Below are 15,583 nucleotides of genomic sequence, written 5' to 3' on the forward strand. Positions count from 1 at the left end.
GGGGCCGGAGCCCGGGCCGTGCAGCGGACCCGGGCTCCGGCGGGGTGCACGTGAGCCGCACACCGGCGTGCCGCCCGCCTCCCGGACGGGCGTCACGCTCGCTGGTTTCAGTGCCAGTACTTCATGGTCGGACCTCCTCCCCCGCTCGTGGACGCAGTGTGACCTCCAAGCGGTCGAGACCACGGAGGGTCAGATTGCGCCGGTGTTCCGGTTCCGCGACGGCCCGTGCGTCCGGGTAGTCCCTGGCCAGGGCCCCGAGGACCGATCCGGCGAGCCGGATCGCCATGGACGCGCCCAGACAGGCATGGGCCCCGCGCCCGAACCCGAGGTGCGGGTTCGGGGCGCGGTCGAGTCGCAGTTCTGCGGGGTGGTCGAACCGCAGCGGGTCGTGGTTGGCCGCGCCCAGGAAGAGCGTGACCGGATCACCCGCCTTGATGGTGACGCCACCCAGTTCGGTGTCGGTGACGCAGACCCGGGCGTCCGCCTGGACCGGTGCGTCGTACCGGATGAGTTCGTCCACGGCCGGGGCCGGGCTCGCCCGGAACGCGTCGAGCGCGCCGGGGGCGGTGAGGAGAGCGGCCGCGGCGTTGCCGAGGAACCGTGAGGCGGATTCGTAGCCCGCGTGGAGGACGGCCCGCAGACTGTTCCGCAGAACCGTTTCTGCCACGCCGCTTTCCGCCGCGTGCTCGGCCACGTGGGCGATGAGCCCCTCCTTCGGCGGGTCCGCGAGCCATCCGCCGGCGTACTCCGCGAGTCGGGCCCGGGCCGCGACGGCGGGCTCGTGCTTCTCGGGCCACAGCCCGGCGTCCATGCCGTCGACGACGGTACGGGACATGGGCACGAACCAGTCGAGTTCGGGGGCGGGGACACCGAGGAAGGCGGTGACGAAGCGGAGGGCGACCGGTTCGGCGAGCTCTCCGACGAAGTCGAAGGAAGGCCGTTCGGCCAGCTCGGCGAGCAGGTCCGCGATCCGGTGCTCCAGACCGTCGTGCAGGGCCCGGCGGTCCTGGGCGCGGAAGCCGTCGAGCAGCAGGTGCCGGATGGCGGTGTGCTCCGGCGGGTCGAGGGTCTGGACGCTCAGCAGCGGTGCGGGGATGTCCTCGCCCGCGCGCCGCCAGTCGGAGGCGAACCGGTTGCCGTCCGTGAGGACCGCGAGGCAGTCGGCATGGCGGGTCAGGACCCAGGAGCCGAGCGGTTCGTGCCAGAAGACCGGCGCGGTCTCCCGCAGGTGCGCGTAGGCCGGGTAGGGGTTCCGCAGGATCGACGGACGGGCCAGATCCAGGATCGGGTCCACGGCTGCCGCTTGCTCCACGAAACGTCTCCCCTGCGCATCGGGCCTGGTTGAGGCCTTGGCTGCTTACCGAGTCGATCGCACGAGGCGCCGGATCACCGGTGGGTGAACGCCTCGTTGGTGTCTCACCGGCGGTTCGCCGGTGCCTCCCCGTACATCATCCGAGCCGAGCGCCGGTGACGCTACCACGCAACTGGGGCGGCTGGTATGACTACCTGCCTCAGATCTTTCACAAAGCTCCGGGGAGTTACGGAAGATGACCGGCCAAGACCAGACAATCGTTCACGATGTCCCGGTAAACGTTGCTCAACAGCCCAACCCCTACCCGCTCTTCGAACGCATCCGTGAGCACGGCGTCGTCCAGCGCGTCCGGCTGAATCCCGCTCTTGAAGTCTGGATGGTCACCGGATACGACGAGGCGGTGGCCGCGCTCACCGACCCGCGCCTCAGCAGCAGCCCCGTCGGGGTCGCCGGCCTCGAGGAGGAGATGGCCCACCAGGAGCGCACCAACGTCCTGATGGCCAGCATGCTCGTGGCCGACGGCGAGGACCACACCCGGCTGCGCAACCTCGTCTCGAAGGCCTTCACCTTCCGGCGCGTGGAGCAGCTCGCACCCCGCGTCCAGGCGCACACCGACGCCTTCCTCGACGCGATCGCCCAGCGCGGATCAGCCGATCTGGTCGCGGAGTTCGCGCTGCCGCTGCCGATGGCCGTGCTCGGCGAACTCATCGGCATCCCGGCCGAGGGGCAGCCGGACTTCGCCCGTCTCGCGGTCGGCCTGATCATGCCGCCCAACACCCCGGAGCGGCTCGCCAAGGGAGCACGGGCCCGCGCCGAACTCACCGAGTTCTTCGAGCCGTTGATCGCCGCGCGCAAGGCCGACCCGAAGGACGACCTGCTGAGCGCGCTCTGCGCCGCGCAGGCCGAGGAGAAGATCAGCGACCGTGAGCTGACGGCCATGGCCATCCTGCTCACGCTCGCCGGCCACGAGACGACGGCGAGCCTCATCGCGAACGGCGTCCACGCCCTCCTTCGCCACCCGGAGCAGTTCGCCGCGCTGCGCGACGACCCCTCGCTGCTGCCCGGCGCGATCGAGGAACTCCTGCGCTACGAGGGCCCGGTGAGCCGGGGCGTCGCGCGCTTCACGGTCGACGCGTACGAGATCGGCGGGGTCACCGTCCCGCCCGGCGAGATGATCATCATCGGGCTCGCCGCGGCCAACCGCGACCCCGCGCGCTACGACCGTCCCGACATCCTCGACGTGGCCCGTCGCGAGGTGCCGCAACAGCTCGCCTTCGGTCACGGTGTGCACTTCTGCCTGGGCGCCCCGCTGGCCCGCGCCGAGGCCAGGATCGCCATCGGCACCCTGCTGCGGCGCTTCCCCGACCTGCGGCTCGCCGACCCGGACGCGGACCTGAGCCGGCGCGAGGGCATCCTGCGCGGCATGGCGACGCTGCCGGTGACCTTCACCCCGCAGGCGTGAGGGGGGCGACGGTGACCTCCTCCTCTCCGGCCGCCCGCCCGGTGGCGGAGTTCGACGAGATCGCCCCGGGGTACGACGAGTCGCGCGGCGGTACGGCGCGTGCCGCCGGTTTCGCGGAGCAGCTGGTGCCGCTGCTCGACCCGGCGCGCCCGGTGCTCGACATCGGCGTCGGGACGGGCATCGTGGCGGCCGAACTGACGGCGCGCGGCCACACCGTGTACGGCGTCGACCTCTCGCCCGGGATGCTCGCGCGGGCGAGGGCCCGGCTCGGCACGCGGGTGGCGGTGGGCGACGCCTGCCGGCTGCCCGTGCGGAGCGGATCCGTGGACCAGGCCGTCTCGACCTGGTTGCTGCACGCGGGCCCGGACAACCGGGCCGTGCTGGCCGAGGTCGCGCGGGTCCTGCGGCCGGGCGGGCGCTATCTGGTGATTCCGGCGGGCGGGACGCGCCCGGCGGACGACATCGGGGTCCTCGTCGGGGAGTTGGAGGACCGTCTCGATCCGGAGGGCGGCCGTCGCGACGGGCCGGAGTGGCTGGCCCCGATCGGCGCGGCGCACGGCCTCGTCTACGAGGGGACGGCCTCGGAACGCCCCACGTCCTTCCCCGTGTCGCCGCGGGCGATGGCCGAGTCGCTGACGCGCGGTCTGTTCACCGGCGCCTGGGCGGTGGGCGGCGAGGCCACCCGTCTGGTCGACGAGACCAGGTCCCGCCTGCTGGCCCTGCCCGATCCGGACGTTCCCCGGGTCCGGGAGGCGGCGGACGTCGTCCTGGTCTTCAGCCGACGGGCCTGACGGGGCGACCCGTCGCGGGCCCGAGCCCGGCGGGGCGACTCCCCGGCCCACCCGCCGTGTGGGCGATCGTCCCGCAGGGCGGGACGGGTGGGCACACGGGACGGCGCCCATAGCGGGGCCTCCGCGTTCCGCGCCCGGACCCGCACCACCGGGGAGCCGTGCACGGGGTGCGGGTCCAGGCGCGGGAGCCTCGGGCGCCGGCAGGGGCGCCGTCCGTTGTGCCCCAGCGGAACGACTGCCCACAACGGCGGTGGGCGGGCCCGTCAGGCGCGGCCGCGCAGTGCCGCCGCGTAGGCCTCGTCCGGGTCGAGGCGGCGGAGCTCCTCGGCGATCAGTTCCGCGGTGGTCCGGACCTTCAGGGCGAGGACCCTGCCGGGCTGGCCGGGAATGGCGAGGTGCGCGACCGGGCCCTCGGGCCGGTCGATGCGGATCTCGCCGTCGGGGGTGCCCATGCGGACGGCCGTGACGACGGGGCCGTCGGTGACGACCCGGTCGACGGGGACGCCGAGCCGGACCTCGAACCAGCGGGCCAGGAGTTCGGCGCTGGGGTTCTCCGCCTCGCTCTCGACGGCGGCGGAGGTGATGGTGAGCGGTGCCTGGTCGAGGGCGGCGGCCAGCATCGAGCGCCACGGGGTGAGCCGGGTCCAGGCGAGGTCGGTGTCGCCGGGTGCGTACGAGGCGGCGCGCTTCTCCAGCGCGGTGAGGGGGTCCTCGACCGCGTACATGTCGGTGATGCGGCGCTGTGCGAGCGAGCCCAGCGGGTCCCGGGAGGGCACTTCGGGGGCGTCGACGGGCCACCAGACGACGACGGGCGCGTCCGGCAGGAGCAGCGGCAGGACCACGGAGTCGGCGCGGGCGCCGACCTCGCCGTACAGCCGGAGCAGGACCGTCTCGCCCGAGCCGGCGTCGGTGCCGAGCCGGACCTCCGCGTCGAGCCGGGTCACCTGCCGCTCGCGCGGGGTGCGGGCGTGCCGCTTGATGACGACGAGGGTGCGGGAGGGGTGTTCCCGGGACGCCTCGTTGGCCGCCTTGACGGAGTCGTACGCGTTCTCCTCGTCGGTGACGACGACGAGGGTGAGCACGGCGCCGACGGCGGGGGTGCCGACGGCCCTGCGACCCTGCAGGATCGCCTTGTTGATCTTGCTGGAGTCGGTGTCCGTCAGATCGATCTTCATGTGCGGCGCCCGTCCCTTCCTTCTGCGGCGAGCCTAACCCTCCCGCGCGGCGGACGCGTGCGGGTCCCCCGGCGGAAGTCGTCCTACGCGGGCTCCGATTCCGCGTCGGGAGCCGGGTCGGGGGACGCCTGCTCCTGGGCACGGCGGCCGACGACGGCCGCGGCGGCGATCGCCGTGCCGAGGAAGGCGACGGCCACCACCCAGGGGCGGTCGAGGACGTGCCCGGTGGCGTGGTCCAGGGAGTAGCGTCCGGCGCCGGTGATGCCGATCCCGGCGGCCGTGAAGCCGAGGAAGGCCGGGTACTCGTAGCCGCCGCCCTGGGCGAAGAAGCCGGCCGGGGCGTGGACGGCGACGGCTCCCGCCATGGCGCCCGCCGCTGCGGCGCCGGCGGCCGGGGTGGCGAGGCCGAGTGCGAGGAGGACGCCGCCGCCCGCCTCGCCGAGACCGGCGGCGATCGCGCTCTGGCGGCCCGGGTTGAAGCCCATGGCCTCCATCGCCTTGGTGGTGCCCTCGAGACCGCCGCCCCCGAACCAGCCGAGGAGCTTCTGCGTGCCGTGCGCGGCGAGGACGGCGCCGGTGCCGGCTCTCAGCACGAGCAGCCCGAGATCGCGTCGGTTGAGGTGGGCCATGGGGTTCTCCAGGTGCGGGAGGCGGACGCGTACGCCGTCCACTCTCGTCCCGCCCGCTCCCCCGCGCCCTCCGGGACCCGCCCCGGATAGGCCACTTGAGTCACGTTTTGCGGCGTTTGTTCGGTGTTGCTTGACTGAGTGGGCTTTCGTCCCCGAGGGAAGTGGGTACGCATGTCCGCCGAGTCCACCGAGACCGCAGCCCTGCGGGAGAAGGTCCGGGCGCTGATGCCCCGGGCGAAGGAGGACCTGACCGCGCTGGTGGCGATGCGCTCCGTCGCCGACCCGCGCCAGTTTCCGCCCGAGGAGTGCGCGAAGACCGCCGACTTCCTCGTGCGGGCCTTCACGGAGGCCGGGCTCCGGGACATGCGCCGGGTGACGACCCCGGACGGCACGGACGCGGTGGTGGGGCACGCGCCGGGTCCTGAGGGGGCTCCGACGGTGCTGCTCTACTGCCACTACGACGTGCAGCCGCCCCTCGACGACGCCGCCTGGCGGACCCCGCCCTTCGAGCTCACCGAGCGCGACGGGCGCTGGTACGGACGCGGCGCCGCCGATTGCAAGGGCAACATCGCGATGCACCTGACGGCGCTGCGCGCGCTCGGCGGGCCCGAGGGCCGGGGCTTCCCCGTGAACATCAAGTTCGTGGCGGAGGGTTCGGAGGAACAGGGGACGGGCGGCCTGGAGCAGCTCGTGCCGCTGCAGCCCGGACTGTTCGCCGCCGACGCCCTGTTGATCTGCGACACGGGCAACTTCGCGCTCGGCCTGCCCACCGCCACCACCTCGCTGCGCGGCCTCACCAACGTCGTCGTGACCGTCTCGACCCTCAGGGGCGAGATGCACTCCGGCATGTTCGGCGGCCCGGCACCCGACGCCCTCGCCGCCCTCGTCCGGATCCTCGACAGCCTCCGCGACGAGCACGGCGACACGGTGATCAAGGGGCTGCCCGGCGACGGCCTCTGGGACGGGGTGGACTACCCGGCCGAGCAGTTCCGCGCCGACGCGGGCGTGCTGGAGGGGGTGTCCCTCGTCGGCACGGGCTCGGTCGCCGACGAACTGTGGGCCCGGCCCGCCGTCACCGTCCTCGGCATCGACTGCCCGCCGGTGGTGGGCTCCTCGGCCGCGATCCAGGCGAAGGCACGGGCCAGGGTCAGTCTGCGGGTGCCGCCGGGGATCGACACGGACGACGCCCTGCGCGCCCTGACGGACCATCTGGTCTCGGCCGCCCCGTGGGGCGCCCGGGTGGAGGTCGAACCGGAGAGCGCCGGGCAGCCCTTCCGGGCGCGCACCGACGGACCCGCCTACCGGGCCCTCGGGGCGGCGCTCCGCGAGGCGTACGGGAAGGACATGGTCCAGTCGGGGCAGGGCGGCTCGATCCCGCTGTGCAACGTGCTCGCCGCACAGTTCCCGGCGGCGGAGATCGCCCTCATCGGCGTCGAGGAGCCGGGCTGCCTCATCCACGCGCCGAACGAGAGCGTGGACCCTTCCGAGATCGAGCACATGGCACTGGCCGAGGCCCTCTTCCTCAGCTCGTACGCCACTCCCCTCTGACCTACCGCCCCCGTGACGAAAGGACCGGTGCCGCCCCATGACACAGACTCATGACGATCCGTACGGCCGCTCCGCGCGAGGGGACGCGCCGCCCGGCCCCCTGGGCATCCTCGCGGGCTTCGCCTGGCAGGCCCTGCTCGTCGCCGGGCTCGTCTCGCTGATCCTCGGCGTCGTGGTGCTGGCCTGGCCGGAGGCCACCCTGCGGGTGGTGGGGGTGCTCTTCGGTCTGTACCTGCTGCTCAGCGGTGTGACGCAACTGATCGCCGCCTTCGGCACGCACGCCACCACGGCACTGCGGGTGATGGCCTTCATCAGCGGCGCGCTGTCGATCCTGCTCGGTCTGTTCTGCTTCCGGAGCGCGACGCAGTCGACCCTGCTGCTCGCGCTGTGGATCGGGATCGGCTGGCTCTTCCGCGGCATCACCCAGACCGTGGCCGCGGCCTCCGACCCGGCGATGCCCGCCTCCGGCTGGCAGGCCCTCCTCGGCATCGTCAGCGCGCTCGCCGGAATCGTGCTGATCGTGTCCCCGCTGGAGTCCGCCACGGTGCTCACGCTCCTCGGCGGCATCTGGCTCATCGCCGTCGGCGCGGTCGAGGTCGTCACGGCCTTCATGGTCCGCTCCCGAGCCAAGGACCTTCCGCCAGGCGCCTAGCGGATACTCGCCGCCTCCGTCCGCCGTCCGCCCGCGCCCCGGGCGGACGGCGGGCTTCGTTCACCCGCGCCCCGGGCGGACGGCGGGCTTCGTTCACCCGTGCGCTACATTTTGCCGGTCCTTGACCACCGATCCCCCGTGATCGCAACCTTCGGAGCCGGCACCTCATGAGCGACATCGTCAACGGCCTCGGCCGGGCCGGCGCCTACGGCGCCCTCGGCGTGGTCCTGCTGATCCTCGGCATCGTGCTCGTGGACCTGCTGACCCCCGGGAAGCTCGGGCGCCAGATCTGGGAGGACCGCAACCGCAACGCCGCGGTCCTGCTGAGCTCGGCGCTCCTCGGGATCGGCGGCATCGTCTTCACCTCGATCTGGACGACGTACGACCACTTCGGCAAGGGGCTCGTCTCGACCGCCGCGTTCGGCCTCCTCGGCCTGGTGATGATGGCGGTGGCCTTCCTCGTCGTCGACCTGGTCACGCCGGGGAAACTCGGTGCCACGCTCGTCGACCCCGAGCCGCACCCGGCGGTCTGGGTGACGGCCTCCTGCAACATCGCGGTCTCGGCGATCGTCTCCGCCTCGATCGCCTGACGGTCACGCGTCACGGGGACATGGGCTCGACCTCCAGGAAGCGGCGGCCGCGCGGCCCCTTGTAGAGGAGCGCCTCCCAGCCGAGCCGCGCCAGGACGGGGACGCATGCGCCCAGGGCCTCCGCCTCCTCCTGGGCGGCGCCCGTCCCCGGCGGGCCGAGCCACTCCACCACGGCGGTCTCCGGCCGCTCCCCCGCCCTGACCCGGTAGCCCGTGGAGAGCCGGACCCCGGCGGCGTCCACGGACGAGGGCGTGATCCCGCCGGACTCCAGGACGAGGGCCACCGCGCGGACCGGCCGCAGGCGCTCCCAGTCCGCGGGCACGGTCCTCGGGTCACCGCCCCGGCGCAGGGTCAGCCGTCTGATCTGGAGCAGTCCGTCGACGGCCGCGCGGATCTCCCGGGACCGCTGCTCGGCCTCGGCCGGGGGCAGCGGCGGCCCGTCGCCCGTGGCCGCCTCGAACACGCCCGAGCCGCCCCCCGCGCCGGTGGTCACAGGAGCCGCCGGATGTCGCCGCGGACGCGGTAGAACCCGCCCGCGGCGGGGTGCAGGGCGTCCACCACGTACCGCGCGCCGGGCTCCCGGATCGCCCGCGGGAACTGCACGTTCCACCCGGACTCGTATCCCTGCGAGACGACCCGCACCCTGGTCCGGCCCGACTCGGTCACGCACTCCACGACCACCGAGCCCGCCGGTGCGTCGCTGACGGCGGTCACCGCCGTCGCGGTCGTGGCCGGCTCGTACACCGGCAGGGCGGCGGCGAGCTTGACGTCCCGCGCGACCGGGACCGTGCCCTGCTGCGCGGCCTCGATCGCGGTCTCGCTCGCGTCCACGCAGACCAGCGAACCGTCCGTCGTCACCAGGTAGAGCCGCTCGTCCCGGTACTGCATGGAGAGCGCCGAACCGCCGCCCGTGCCCAGCTTCCACAGCCGGGTGCCGTCCTCGGCGAAGCAGTAGACGGAGGAGGCCGAGTCGGCCGCGAAGACGAACCGGCCGCCGGGCGAGGTGGCGCAGGAGTAGACCGGGCTGTCGCAGGAGTACACCGCCTCCACGCGCCCGTCCTTCTTCGCGAGCCGCTGCACCTTCTTGCGGGACGTGCCCGCGTAGACCGCGGTGTCCTCCTGCCAGCCGAAGAGGACTCCGCCCTCGGTCGCGGTGTGCCACAGTTCGCCGCCGCCGTCCGGCGCGTGGGCGGCGACGCCCTTCGTGTCCCCGTAGTAGACGGCGTCGCCGTCGGCGCGGACCATCCAGGCGTGCTCGCCCTGGCCGCCGCGCGCCCACTGGTGCTCGTCCTCGTGGTCGATGACGGTGAGCCGGCCGGAGCGGTCGGCGACGTGCAGGACGCCCTCGTGGATGTCGAGCCAGAAGATGTCGACGTCGGTGGCGATGTCGTAGGCGGCGAAGGGGAGCTTGGACGAGAGGTCGTACACCTTGCCGTCGTCGCAGCCCGCGTAGATCCAGAAGTCGTCGGCGACCAGGCACTTGACGCCGTCCGGCAGGCTGAACCGGGCCTGCACCTCGCCGCCGCGGTCGAGCGTGAAGACGTCCCCCGCCTGGTTGCCCACCCAGCAGCGCTCCTCGTCGACGTGGATGCCGAAGGCGGCCGAGCCGGTGCGGAAGCGCCAGAGGACGGGGGCGACGGCCCGCGCGGTGGAGGGTGCGGAGCTGACCTCGCGGCGGGTCACGGGACGCGCGGCGCGCTGTCCCCGGACGGCGGGGGCGTACCCCTTGCGGACCTTCTCGCCGATCTTCTTCGCCGCCGCGGCCTGCGCCTTCGCCGCCGTCGGGAACGTGGAGCGCTGGGTCTGGCCGTCCGAGCCGATCCGGCCGTAACGGACCGACACCGCGAGGTCCTCGACGGTCACTTCGTAGAACTTGTGGGCACCGCCGCCGTCCTGCGACAGCTCCAGATAGGTCGTCGTCATGGTGAGAACGGTAGGGGCCACCACTGACAACGGCCTGCCGCGCAGCCGCGGCCGAGGACGGGAGGCCCGGGCGTCCGGGACTTTCGCCGCGGCGTTCCGTCCCCGGCCCCGCCGCCCCCGTGCAAGGCGGCGACGGCCCTCAGGCCCCGACGCGGTCCGCCGCCGTCCGCCGGTTCTCCTCGATCGTGATGCGGCCCTTCCGGATCGTGGCCAGGCGGGGGGCGCGGCGGGCGACGGCGCTGTCGTGGGTGACCATGACGAAGGTCAGCCCGTGCTCCTCGCAGACCCCTTCGAGCAGGTCGACGATCTCGTCGCGCATCGACTCGTCGAGGTTGCCGGTGGGCTCGTCGGCGAGGAGCACCTTGGGCCGCTTCACCAGGGCGCGGGCGATGGCCACCCGCTGCTGCTGGCCGCCGGAGAGCTCGGACGGCAGGTGCCCGAGGCGCTCGCCGAGACCGACCGACTCCAGCGCCTCGGCGGCCCGGGGGCGCCGCTCGGCGGCCTTGACCCCGAGGGGGACGAGGGCGGCCTCCACGTTCTCCTGGGCGGTGAGCGTGGGGATGAGGTTGAAGCTCTGGAAGACGAAGCCGATGTTCCGGCCGCGCACGGTCGTCAGCCGGCGCTCGGAGAGCGCGGCCAGGTCGGTGCCGTCGAGCAGGACCCGGCCCGAGGTGGGGCGGTCGAGGCCGCCGAGCATCTGGAGGAGGGTCGACTTGCCGCCGCCCGTGGGGCCCTGGATGACCAGCCGGTCTCCCTGGGCGAGGGTGAGGTCGATCCCGGCGAGCGCGTCGACTCTCTGCCGGCCCCGCCGGTACTGCTTGGTGACGCCGATGAGTTCGTACATGGTGGGACTCCTGTGGTCCGTTTCCGTGGGCTGTGGGCCGTGGGCCGTATCCGTGGTCCGGCGGTCCGTGGGCCGTATCCGTGGTCCGGCGGTCCGTGGGCCGCGGGTGGGTTCGGGCGTGCGGCTACTCGACGCGGCGCAGCGCGTCGGCGGGACGCAGCCGGGAGGCGCGCCACGCACCGAAGGCGCCCGCGACGAGCCCGCCGCCGAGGGCGAGGAGGACGGCGAGACCGACGGTGGTGACGCTGACGGGGGCGGTGAGGGCGATGTCGACCGTCCTGCCGACCGCCGTACGGGCTGCGCCGGGGCCGCCGAAGACCATGCCGCCGCCGCGTCCGCCGCCGAACCCTCCGCCGTCCGCGCCGAGTTCGGCGGTGAGGGTCGGGCTCGCGGCGGTGACGGCGTACGCTCCGGCGAGGCCGACGGCGATGCCGAGGACACCGCCGATGACACCGTTGACGAGGGCTTCGCCGACGACTTGGCGGGTGACCCGGCCGCTCTTCCAGCCGAGGGCCTTGAGGGTGCCGAACTCGCGGACCCGGCGGCCGACGGCGGCGGAGGTGAGGAGCCCGGCGACGAGGACGGCGGCGAGCAGCACGGCGTACGAGAGCCACTTGCCGACGTCGGCGGCGAGGTCGGCGGCGGTGTCGAGCGAGCCGGAGACCGTCTGCGCGAGGTCGGCGGAGGTGGTGACGGTGGTGCCGGGGACGTTCTTCCGGATGGCGGCCTCGACCGCGTCGATGCGGGTCGAGTCGGTCGCCTTCACGTAGATCGTGGTGATCCTGCCGGCGGACGCGGAGAGCGTCTGCGCCTGCTCCAGGGGCAGGTAGACCTGGGCGGCGGACTGCCCGCTGTCGGCGGTCGCGATGCCGATGATCTCGAACTTCACTCCCTTGACGGTCAGTTCGTCGCCGACGGAGAGGCCCTTCTCCTGCGCGTAGGCGCTGTCGACGACGGCGACCTCGGCATCGGTCTCGGTGGTCCTGAAGGTGCGGCCCGCGGAGACGGTGGAGGTGGTGAGGGGGCCGAGGTCGGGGGCGGTGACGTCGGTGCCGTAGATCGTGAAGGAGTCGACGTCGAAGGCCGCGCCGCCGCCGGTGACGGTGTCGCCGGGACCTCCGCCGTCGCCGACGTTCCCGCCGGCCGGACCGCCGGGCGGGGTCTGGCCGCGCTGGATCCGACCGCGCTCGAACTCTCCGTCGATCCTCAGGCTGACGAGGCTCAGACCGCCCACCGCCCGGTCGACGCCCTGCTGCTTCGCGACCGTGCCGACGGTGGAGTCGGCGAGGGTCTGGAAGCCCTGGACCATCAGCCGGTCGCTGCTCTGCTCCTCGCCGTCCTCCTTGCCCTGGAACTCGAACCGCGGCCGCTGCGGCTGCGCGCCGGCCTCGGGCCGCTCCTGCGCCTTGGTCACCGTCAGGTCCGTACCGAGACCGTAGAGGGATTCCAGCACCTCGCCCTGGGCCCGGTTCATGCCGGAGGAGACGGAGTTGACGACGATGACCAGCGCGATGCCGAGCGCGAGCCCGGAGGCGACGACGAGCGCCGCCTTTCTGCGGCGGCGCAGTTCGCGCCGGAGGTAGGTGAGGAACATGGGCGCGAAGCTAGGGGCGGTGCGTGATGACGGGATAAGGCCCGCGTGAGAGCGGGATGAGAGCGGGCGGGACGACGCCCGGCCGCCGCTCGGCCTCCCGCCGGACCCGGCGGCCTGGGCCGTCAGCCGCCCGCCGCCGTCGTGGCGTACGCCAGCGGGTCGGACAGGACGTCGTGGAGGACGAGGGCCGCCGCGCCGCGCGACGCGTCGGTGGCGGCGGACGCCGGGCGGAGGCGCTCCGCGTCCGGGGTCCAGAGGCCGGAGACGACCCGGGTGGCGAGCTCCTCGACGACGGCGGGGGCCAGCCAGGGCATCAGGCGCGGGTAGATGCCGCCCAGGACGACGGCCTCGGGGTCGAGGAGGTTGACGGCCCCCGACAGGGCGCGGCCGAGCATCCGGCCGGCCTCGGCGAGGGCGGCGAGGGCGCGCGGTTCACCGGCCCCGGCGCGGCGCGCGAGGTCCGGGACGTCGGTGGCGCCCGCCGAGGCGAGGAGGGCGGCCTGTCCCGCGTACTGCTCCAGGCAGCCGCGTGAGCCGCAGCGGCAGCGCGGGCCTTCGGCGTCGACGACGAGGTGTCCGATCTCGCCGGCGAAGCCGTGGGCGCCGCGCAGGAGTTCGCCGTGGACGACGATCGCGCCGCCGACGCCGATCTCCCCCGTCAGGTGCAGGAAGGTGCGGAGGGGGCCGAGGTCGCCGAACCACAGCTCGGCGAGGGCCGCCATGTTGGCCTCGTTGTCGGAGGTGACGGGGAGGCCGGCGGTGCCGGGGCGCAGGGCGGTGAGCGCCTTGCCGAAGAGGGCTTCGGCGGGGACCTCGTTCCAGCCGAGGTTGGGGGCCTGCCGGACGGTCCCGTCGGAGACGAGTCCGGGGAGGGCGAGTCCGGCCCCGGCCGGGGCGAGGTGCCGTTCGGCCGCGGCGTCCAGGGCGTCCGCGGCGACGCGGGCGGCGCGGGCGAGGACGTCGGCGGCCTCGGCGTCCCGGTTGTCGAGGTACTCGGTGCGGCGGACGCGGTCGGCGCCGGTCAGGTCGACGACGCAGACCGTGACGTAGTCGACGTTGATCTCGACGCCGAGGCCGGCGGGTCCCGTGTCGGCCGGTTTGAGCACGGTGCCGGGCCGTCCCGCCTGCCCGCTGAAGGTCTTGCCCGACTCGACGAGGAGGCCGAGGTCGAGGAGCTGCTCGACGAGGGAGGAGACGGCGGGCCGGGTGAGCCCGACGCGGGCGGCGACGGCCGCCCGGGTCGTCTCGCCGGCCTCGTGGACGGTCCGCAGGACGAGGCTCAGGTTGTGCCGGCGCACTCCCGACTTGTCGGCCTTGGGTTCCGTGGGCTGGTTCATGGTGAGCGAGAGCCTAGTCGGCCCTTTCGCCCGCGCGAAAACAGTTCGGTGACCGAACCTTTCCGCGTTAGGCTCCGCCCATGACGCTTCCGCGCGACTACCGCGGTCAGACCTGTGCCCTCGCCCGCTCGATGGAGATCGTCGGCGAGCGCTGGACGCTGCTGATCCTGCGCGACGCCTTCTACGGGGTCCGCAGGTTCGGTGAGTTCGCCGCGCACCTGGGCGTCCCCCGGGCCGTCCTCGCCGACCGGCTCGCCACCCTCACCGAGGCGGGCGTCCTGGTGCGCCGCCCCGAGACGGGCACGGGCCGCCGCGAGGTCTACGGGCTCACGCCCAAGGGGGTGGCGCTCTGGCCCGCCGTCCGTGCGCTCACCGCCTGGGGCGAGGAGTTCCACGCGGCGGAGGGCGGGCCGCGCCGCGTCTTCCTGCACGTCCAGGACGAGGCGCCGCTCGAACCGGACGGGCGCTGCACCGGCTGCGGCTCGGCCGTGCCCGTCCAGGACGTCCTGGTCGCCCCCGGCCCGGGGCTCGCCCCCTCGGCCCCGGACGACGACCCGGTGACGGCGGCGCTCGCCCGGCCGCACCGGCTGCTCTCCCCTCTGCTCACCACCGCGCCCCCGAGGCGCCCCACGAAGGGTTCACCCCGATGAAGATCCTGGTCGTCGGCGCCGGTGCCACCGGTGGCTACTTCGGCGCCCTGCTCGCCCGCGCGGGCGAGGACGTCACCTTCCTGGTCCGCCCGGCCCGGGCGGCCGCGCTGCGCGAGCGCGGGCTGCGGGTCGTGGGCCGCGACGAGGAGTGGGCGGTGGAGCCCCGCCTCGTCACGGCCGGCGAGCTGCGCGAGCCGTACGACCTCGTCCTGCTGTCGGTGAAGTCCACCGGGCTCGACCGGGCGATCGAGGACGTCGCGCCGGCCGTCGGACCGGACACGGCGGTCGTGCCGCTCCTCAACGGCCTCGCCCACATCGACGCCCTCAACGCCCGCTTCGGCGCGCCGGCCGTCCTCGGCGGCGTGGCCAAGGTGGTGACCGCCCTCGACGACTCGGGCGACATCCGGCGGCTCGCGCCGCTGGCCCATCTGTCCTTCGGGGAGCAGGACGGGACGGTCTCCGCGCGCGTGGAGCGGATCCGGAAGGTCCTCGACGGGGCGGGGATCGACGCGCCGGTGCCGGCGGACGTCCTCACGGCGATGTGGCACAAGTGGGTGTTCATCACCACGTTCGGCGCGGTGACGAGCCTGATGCGCGGCACGGTCGGCGACGTGTACGACGTGCCGGGCGGCCCCGCTCTCGGCCCGGCGCTGCTCGACGAGGCCGCCGCGGTCGCCGCCGCGGCCGGGCACCCCGTACCGGAGGAGGAGCGGGCGGCGACGCTCGCCGTGGTGTCCGCGCCGGGTTCGCCGATGGTGCCGTCGCTCTACCGCGATCTGGCGGCGGGCCGCCCGACCGAGGTCGAGCACCTCTTCGGCGACCTGACCGCCCGGGCCCGCGCCCTGGGCGTGGCGACCCCGCTGCTCGACCTGGCGACGCTGCACCTGCGCGTCCACCAGCGCCGGGTCACGGCTGCCGCGGGGGTCTGACGGGAGGAGGTCGTCTCCCCCGCCCGGGAGACGACGGGGCCACCAGGGCGACGCCGGGCCCCCGGTCCGGCGGCAGTCCGGTCGGCATGATGAAACTCAAGGCCCTTCCGGGTGTGCCTCGTTGGGCCGCCGTCGCCTCCCACGCCG

15 protein-coding genes are annotated in these 15,583 nt (G+C 74.2%); 7 read left to right on the forward strand and 8 right to left on the reverse strand.

Annotated elements, in window-relative coordinates:
• Positions 1-121: 121 nt before the first annotated feature.
• Positions 122-1,312 (reverse strand): cytochrome P450, encoded by a 1,191-nt coding sequence (locus K7G60_RS39120; protein ID WP_225799993.1) that lies wholly within the window; start codon positions 1,310-1,312, stop codon positions 122-124.
• Between the two features lie 376 nt (positions 1,313-1,688).
• Between K7G60_RS39120 and K7G60_RS07415 the strand changes: the two genes are divergently transcribed.
• Both K7G60_RS07415 and K7G60_RS07420 read left to right on the forward strand, forming a co-directional pair.
• Complete coding sequence (locus tag K7G60_RS07415; RefSeq protein WP_225799994.1) at positions 1,689-2,774, forward strand: cytochrome P450; 1,086 nt, start codon at positions 1,689-1,691, stop codon at positions 2,772-2,774.
• 11 nt (positions 2,775-2,785) lie between these two features.
• Positions 2,786-3,565 carry a class I SAM-dependent methyltransferase gene (locus K7G60_RS07420; RefSeq protein ID WP_225799995.1) on the forward strand — a complete coding sequence of 260 codons (780 nt, stop codon included), beginning with the start codon at positions 2,786-2,788 and terminating at the stop codon, positions 3,563-3,565.
• Between the two features lie 263 nt (positions 3,566-3,828).
• On the opposite strand, the gene opcA is transcribed toward K7G60_RS07420, so the two are convergent.
• Both opcA and K7G60_RS07430 read right to left on the reverse strand, forming a co-directional pair.
• Complete coding sequence (gene opcA / locus K7G60_RS07425) at positions 3,829-4,740, reverse strand: glucose-6-phosphate dehydrogenase assembly protein OpcA (protein WP_225799996.1); 912 nt, start codon at positions 4,738-4,740, stop codon at positions 3,829-3,831.
• Positions 4,741-4,823: 83 nt separating this feature from the next.
• Positions 4,824-5,369: a DoxX family protein gene (locus tag K7G60_RS07430; protein ID WP_225800061.1), complete on the reverse strand. Its 546-nt coding sequence runs from the start codon at positions 5,367-5,369 to the stop codon at positions 4,824-4,826.
• A 171-nt stretch (positions 5,370-5,540) separates the two neighbouring features.
• Between K7G60_RS07430 and K7G60_RS07435 the strand changes: the two genes are divergently transcribed.
• The 3 genes from K7G60_RS07435 to K7G60_RS07445 all read left to right on the forward strand — a co-directional run bounded on the left by K7G60_RS07435 (position 5,541) and on the right by K7G60_RS07445 (position 8,159).
• Positions 5,541-6,917: a dipeptidase gene (locus K7G60_RS07435; protein ID WP_225799997.1), complete on the forward strand. Its 1,377-nt coding sequence runs from the start codon at positions 5,541-5,543 to the stop codon at positions 6,915-6,917.
• A gap of 37 nt (positions 6,918-6,954) precedes the next feature.
• Positions 6,955-7,569 carry an HdeD family acid-resistance protein gene (locus K7G60_RS07440; RefSeq protein WP_225799998.1) on the forward strand — a complete coding sequence of 205 codons (615 nt, stop codon included), beginning with the start codon at positions 6,955-6,957 and terminating at the stop codon, positions 7,567-7,569.
• Positions 7,570-7,736: 167 nt separating this feature from the next.
• Positions 7,737-8,159 carry a DUF350 domain-containing protein gene (locus K7G60_RS07445; protein WP_190158424.1) on the forward strand — a complete coding sequence of 141 codons (423 nt, stop codon included), beginning with the start codon at positions 7,737-7,739 and terminating at the stop codon, positions 8,157-8,159.
• A 10-nt stretch (positions 8,160-8,169) separates the two neighbouring features.
• Here K7G60_RS07445 and K7G60_RS07450 read toward each other — a convergent pair whose 3' ends face one another.
• The 5 genes from K7G60_RS07450 to K7G60_RS07470 all read right to left on the reverse strand — a co-directional run bounded on the left by K7G60_RS07450 (position 8,170) and on the right by K7G60_RS07470 (position 13,857).
• On the reverse strand, positions 8,170-8,652 hold the full coding sequence (locus K7G60_RS07450; RefSeq protein ID WP_225799999.1) for a hypothetical protein: 483 nt from the start codon (positions 8,650-8,652) through the stop codon (positions 8,170-8,172).
• Positions 8,649-10,082 carry a WGR domain-containing protein gene (locus tag K7G60_RS07455; protein WP_225800000.1) on the reverse strand — a complete coding sequence of 478 codons (1,434 nt, stop codon included), beginning with the start codon at positions 10,080-10,082 and terminating at the stop codon, positions 8,649-8,651. The genes K7G60_RS07450 and K7G60_RS07455 overlap by 4 nt, the downstream gene beginning before the upstream one ends.
• A 139-nt stretch (positions 10,083-10,221) precedes the next feature.
• Positions 10,222-10,926: an ABC transporter ATP-binding protein gene (locus K7G60_RS07460; protein WP_225800001.1), complete on the reverse strand. Its 705-nt coding sequence runs from the start codon at positions 10,924-10,926 to the stop codon at positions 10,222-10,224.
• Between the two features lie 124 nt (positions 10,927-11,050).
• The gene (locus K7G60_RS07465; RefSeq protein WP_225800002.1) at positions 11,051-12,520 is read right to left on the reverse strand and encodes an ABC transporter permease; all 1,470 of its coding nucleotides are present in this window, start codon (positions 12,518-12,520) and stop codon (positions 11,051-11,053) included.
• A 122-nt stretch (positions 12,521-12,642) separates the two neighbouring features.
• Positions 12,643-13,857, reverse strand: a complete 1,215-nt coding sequence (locus tag K7G60_RS07470) for an ROK family transcriptional regulator (RefSeq protein ID WP_225800003.1) — start codon at positions 13,855-13,857, stop codon at positions 12,643-12,645.
• 80 nt (positions 13,858-13,937) lie between these two features.
• Here K7G60_RS07470 and K7G60_RS07475 point away from each other — a divergent pair, with 80 nt between their 5' ends.
• Positions 13,938-14,507 (forward strand): helix-turn-helix domain-containing protein, encoded by a 570-nt coding sequence (locus K7G60_RS07475; protein WP_225800004.1) that lies wholly within the window; start codon positions 13,938-13,940, stop codon positions 14,505-14,507.
• Positions 14,504-15,436, forward strand: coding sequence for a ketopantoate reductase family protein (locus K7G60_RS07480; protein WP_225800005.1), 933 nt, complete (start codon positions 14,504-14,506; stop codon positions 15,434-15,436). The genes K7G60_RS07475 and K7G60_RS07480 overlap by 4 nt, the downstream gene beginning before the upstream one ends.
• The last annotated feature ends 147 nt before the right edge of the window (positions 15,437-15,583 follow it).

Origin of the sequence: Streptomyces sp. NK15101 (assembly GCF_020400725.1) — a bacterium.
Classification (GTDB): Bacteria; Actinomycetota; Actinomycetes; order Streptomycetales; family Streptomycetaceae; genus Streptomyces.